The organism is Dactylosporangium sp. NPDC005572 (assembly GCF_040605515.1).
Lineage (GTDB): Bacteria > Actinomycetota > Actinomycetes > Mycobacteriales > Micromonosporaceae > Dactylosporangium.
The window spans coordinates 1-5,053 of the sequence record NZ_JBEXCY010000379.1 but is presented as its reverse complement, the minus strand read 5'-3'; the positions used below and the strand labels follow the sequence as shown (position 1 = coordinate 5,053).

Genomic DNA, 5,053 nt, shown 5'->3' with positions numbered 1-5,053 from the left:
CGCCGCGCTCGCCGCGCTCGCCGCGGCGGCGACGGTCGCCTACCTGCGCTTCGGCCGGGAGCCGGACCGCTACGAGGCCAACGCCGCCGCGGCCCGCGCAGGGAGCTGCCGGTCCGGCTCGACGTCGGCTGAACCGCGCATGGTCAGTGCCGATGCGTCGCGTCGGGGTGGCGGGGGTCTGCCGGGTGCTCGTACCCCGGCGCCAGCCGCACCAGCGCCGCGTACCGCCCGTCGAGCCAGGCCGCGAACCGCCGCTCGGCGTCCTCGGCGCCCAGGCGCGCGGCCAGGCCGGCCCGCACGTCGTCGAGGGGCTCCGGGTGCCGGTCGCGGTTGCGGCGGTGGTAGTCGGCGGTGACCTCGTCGGATGCGGGCAGCGGCGGCGCGACCCGCAGCCGCAGCGCCCGGGCCAGGGGGTGGGCGGCGACGACCGCGGCCGTCACCCCGCCGGTCCGCAGGGCCTCGGCGAGCGTGAGCGGCCGGGGCTCCTCGTCGTCCGCGACCACCCCGAGCGCGGCGGCCTCGTGCTCGACGACCGCCTCGGCGACGAGGACCTGCACCAGCCACCGGCGCAGGTTGCGGCCCTCGGCGGTGTCCGGGTGGGGAAGCCGGGCCGCGTACGGCCCGCGTCGCATCGCCGCCAGCCGCTCCTCGACGGCCACGACCGCGATCGCCCGCTCGCCGACCCACGCCGCGACGCCGTTCACGGCAGCACCTCCACCCGCTCGCCGCCCGCCGCGACGGCGATCGCCCGCTCGCCGACCCACGCGGCGACGCCGTTCACGGCAGCACCTCCACCCGCTCGCCGCCCGCCGCGACGGCGACCGCCCGGCCGCCGACCCACGCGGCGACGCCGTTCACCGCAGCACCTCCAGCTGCTCGCCGCAGGCCGGGACCGCGAGCGCCCGGTCGCCGATGCGGGCCGCGACGGCGTTCACGGCAGCACCTCCACCGTCAGCGGGGCGGTGTAGTGCAGCTCGCCGGCGTGCGCGAGCTTCGCGAGGACCCACCACCGGCCGGGCTCGTGGTCCCGCGGCACCCGCACCGGCAGCTCGAGGCGGTAGGGCGGCGCGACCCGGGCCGCGACGACGGGGAACAGCCGCCAGGCCCCCCACGGGCTGACCAGCCGCACGTCGACCTCGACCGGCCCGGCGGCGTCGGTGGCGAGGTCCAGCCGGAGCACGGACTCGTCGCCGGGCCGCAGCTGTTCCAGCGGGCCCCACGAGGCGGTGACCGTCTCCGGGCCGGCCGCGCCGACGAGCAGCCGGGCCACGTCCTCGACCAGCCCGTCGGTGCGCGCCCGCACCCAGTGCACGCCCGGCGCGGCGTCCGGCGGCGGTGTGAGGACGACCGGCGTGGCGGCGAAGCCACCCGGCGCGAGGGAGAACGGGAAGCTGCCGGGCTCGGCTCGCCAGCCCGGTGGCGCCGCCAGCTCGACGGTGCCGGTGGAGTCCTCGGCGACCAGGTTGGACGCCACGGTCGCGGTCAGCGTGACCGGGCCGTCGGCGACCGCGACCGGCGGGTCGAGGTGCAGGGCGACCGGCAGGTTCCCGGTCGGCGCCGGCCCCGCGTTGTCCAGCCAGTACTTCGCGTACGCCGGCACGGGCGGCTCGTCGGCCGGCGGGATCGGGCCGACCCGCAGCGTCGCCTGCGCGACGTCCGCGCCGCCCAGCGCGAGCCGCACGCCGCCGCCGGCGTCCACCGGCAGCGGCTTGCCGGGCGCTTCGAGGAGGTCCACCGCGTGCGCCTCGACGGCCGGCGCCCACAGCCGCAGCCGGGCCTGGGCCGGGCGGCCGGACGCCTCGTACAGCCGGACCGTCACACCGTCCACCGTGGTGGGTGCGGCGCCGCGGGCGAGGGGGTTGCCGGCCGGCTTCAGCGCGGTGAGCACCACGTCGCCGTCCGCCTCGACGGTCACGAACGACTCCGCCGCCGGTGCCGCGTCGCCGGTTGCCGGGCGGGCGTGGAGCGGGTGGTTGACCTCGTGCCCGTGCCGGACGAGGCCGGCGGCCCGCCAGTCGCCGGGGGCGGCCACGAGTGCGTACTCGAAGCTGTGTGACCAATGCTGCTGCTGGAAGGTCGAGCCGTCCGGGGCGGTCCGGCGGGGCGGGTCGATCCAGACGCCGGACGGCCAGCCGGTGCACGAGCGGACCAGCGACAGGTGCAGCGCGCCCGTGGTGTCGACCGCGAACCCCGGGATGCCGCGGTTGACCAGGGCCACGGTCCAGTCGTCGAGGTCCGGGTCGGGATCGGGGCGCCCGCCGGCCGGTCGGGTCGCGGGCACCGTGCCGGTGGCGACGTCGCGGCAGAGGCCCGCGACGTCGTCGATGACGACGAGCACCGGCAGGTCGAGCAGGCCGGTCAGGTCGGCGTCGGGCCGCCACACCTCGGTGAGGGCCCGCTCGGCGGCGACCCACACCCGGGCCCGGCCGGTCGCGGCGAGCTGCCGGTCGACCTCCTCGGCGCAGCCCGCGGCCGCGACGACGGCGTCGGTGTAGGCGGTGCGGCCGACGGCGATCCGCACGTCCGGGAGGTTCGAGTCGACGGCGAGCCGGCCGTACCGCGCGCCGCCCGGCCGGGACGTGGTGGCCGTGACGCCCCTGCGGACGAGGGCGACGGCCAGGTCGCGCACGTCGTCGTCGGCGACGATCTCGGCGACGCCGATCGCCCGGGTGTGCCGGCGGCCGCCGTCCGGGTCGCGGACCTCGACACGGGCGGTGCTGGAGACGCCGAACCAGTGGTGGGCCGGGTTGTCGAGCGTCCACGGCGCCTGCTCGCTGTCGGCGTCGATCAGCCCGAACCCGCGGCCGACGACGGCGTTGCCGACCTCGCTGACCGGCAGCGCGCCCGGGACCGCGACCGGCCAGCAGACCCGGACGAGATGGTCCTCGCCGGCGAAGTCGTCGATCCTGGTCACCAGCTCGAGCCGGGACTCGCCGTGCCACAGCGTGAGGATCTGCGTGTACCGCATGGGCCCGACCGCGCCGGTGACGGTGATCCGCTGCCCGAGCGGGCCGTGCTCCGTCGTCGTGCCGGTGGCCGGCCCGCGGGCCGAGCCGTGCACCGGCGGGCCCTTCGGCAGCAGGTGCCACGGGCCCTCGTGGAACCGCGGGTGCGCCGGATACTCGTCGTAGACGTGCAGCTCGTTGCCGACCCGGCCGGGCTGCAGCAGCTCCCGGCCGGTGCGCAGGTCGACGACGCTCGACACGCAGCCGCCGCGCCGGGGGTCGACGGTGACCCGGTAGGCGTCGTTGCTGATCACCGGCTCGTCCGCCGCGGTCCACCGCTGGGTGCTCTGCTGCCTGGGGAAGGTGCGATACCCCAGCGGTGGGACGTCGGCGGCGCGGAACTCGACGTCGTCGGTGCGCACGATGCCGGACCGGGGCCAGTTCGACGGGTTGAAGACGACGATGCCGTCGGCCGGCGGGGTGAGGTGGCGCAGGGCGTCGTCGAGGACCCCCGCCGCCAGGTCGTGCGCCTCCCGCCAGCCGGTGAGCAGGTCGAGATACACCTGATCGGACTCGCTGCCGGTGATGGCGTCGTGGTGGGCACCGTAGACCAGCTGCCGCCACGCCTTGTCGACCGCGGCGTGCGGGAAACCGGCGCCGCGGGCCGCGGCGACCGTCGCGAACAGCTCCGCGTCGGTGAGCAGCGCCTCGGCGTGGCGCTGGGCCTGCTTCGTGTCGATGAACGACACGTCCTTGCCGGTGTAGATCGGGTTCATGTCGCGGGTCTGCGGGCTGAGCGCTGGGCGGCTCGCCCGCACCGCGGCGAAGAACTCGCGGGGCAGGCCGCACACGAACCGCGGCGACACGTACCGGGCGTTCCAGTCCCGGTGGATCTCGGTCACCCACTTCGCCGGCGGGGTGTAGTCGGTGCCGACCGGCAGCAGCACGTTGCGGGTCGCGGCGACCTTCTTGAGCAGCAGGAACAGCTCATACACGCTCTGCTCGGCGGCCTCCAGGGTCGGCTTGGCGTCGATGTGCCAGCCGGCCGAGTAGTGCGCCGGCATGTAGTGCGTCAGCACGCCCCGCCCGGACGGCGCGACCCACTCGAACTCGGAGCTGAACTGCATCACCGCCGGGTCGGCCCAGCCGTCGCGCGGCTCATACGTCGACAGCATCGGCCCCCACTGGTGGAACGGGCCGCGCGCCCACGACGACGAGTCCAGCCCGGCGTCCGCCACCAGGCCGGGGAACTGCGGGTCGTGGCCGAACGCGTCGAGCTGCCACGCGGTGCGCGGGTCACCGCCGACCACGTCGCGCTGGAACCCGACGCCGTGGACCAGGTTGCGGATCGTCGACTCGGCCGACGTGAGGTTGGTGTTCGGCTCGTTGTAGGTGCCGCCCATGAGCTCCAGCCGGCCCTCGCGCAGGAGGGTCCGCAGGTAGGCGCGGTCCTGCGGGTGGCTGTCCCAGTAGGGCTTGAGATAGTCGAGCTCGGCGAGGACGAACTTGTAGTCGGGGTCCCGGCGGGCCGTCTCCAGGTGCAGCCGCACCAGGTCGAAGCCGGTGCGCTGGAACGCCGCCCGGAACTCGGTGCCGAGCCTGCCCGCGCGGTCCCACATCGCCGTGTAGGCGGCCTGGGTGTTCCACCACACCGGGTCGTAGTGGAAGTGCGGCACCATCCAGACCGTCCACCCGGGCTCGGCGACCGTCAGCTCGGCCTCGACCGCCGCACCGTCGTCGGCCGCGACCCGGATCGGCACGACGGCGCCCACCGGCGCGTCGCACACCACACCGACCTCGGCGAACGGCCCGTCGACGACCTCCGCGAACCCGGACACGCCGTCGCCGCCGACGGCCAGCCGTCCGGGCCAGTCCGCCACCTCGACCCGGACGACCTGCCGCGGCCCTTCGACGAACAACTCGGTGCTCGTCGCGCTGAGGATTCGCATGGACCTCATCATGCTCGCCGGGTACGACAGTTTGTGGCGCGAAGCGCGTCAGCGGACAGGCGTGGTCCCGGACCTCGTGGGGAGGTCCGGGACCGGGTGGCTGGGAAGGTCAGGCGTTGGCGAGCTTGCGTTCGGGGACTGCGAACCCGGCGGTGGCGG

Annotated in this window: 2 protein-coding genes; both read right to left on the bottom strand. The window is 76.1% G+C overall.

The genetic code is table 11. From position 1 onward, the window contains the following. Positions 1–143: 143 nt before the first annotated feature. Positions 144–704 (bottom strand): hypothetical protein, encoded by a 561-nt coding sequence (locus tag ABZS66_RS60265; protein ID WP_354773786.1) that lies wholly within the window; start codon positions 702–704, stop codon positions 144–146. Between the two features lie 227 nt (positions 705–931). After that, positions 932–4,903 carry a glycoside hydrolase family 38 C-terminal domain-containing protein gene (locus ABZS66_RS60260; protein ID WP_354773788.1) on the bottom strand — a complete coding sequence of 1,324 codons (3,972 nt, stop codon included), beginning with the start codon at positions 4,901–4,903 and terminating at the stop codon, positions 932–934. Between the last annotated feature and the right edge of the window lie 150 nt (positions 4,904–5,053).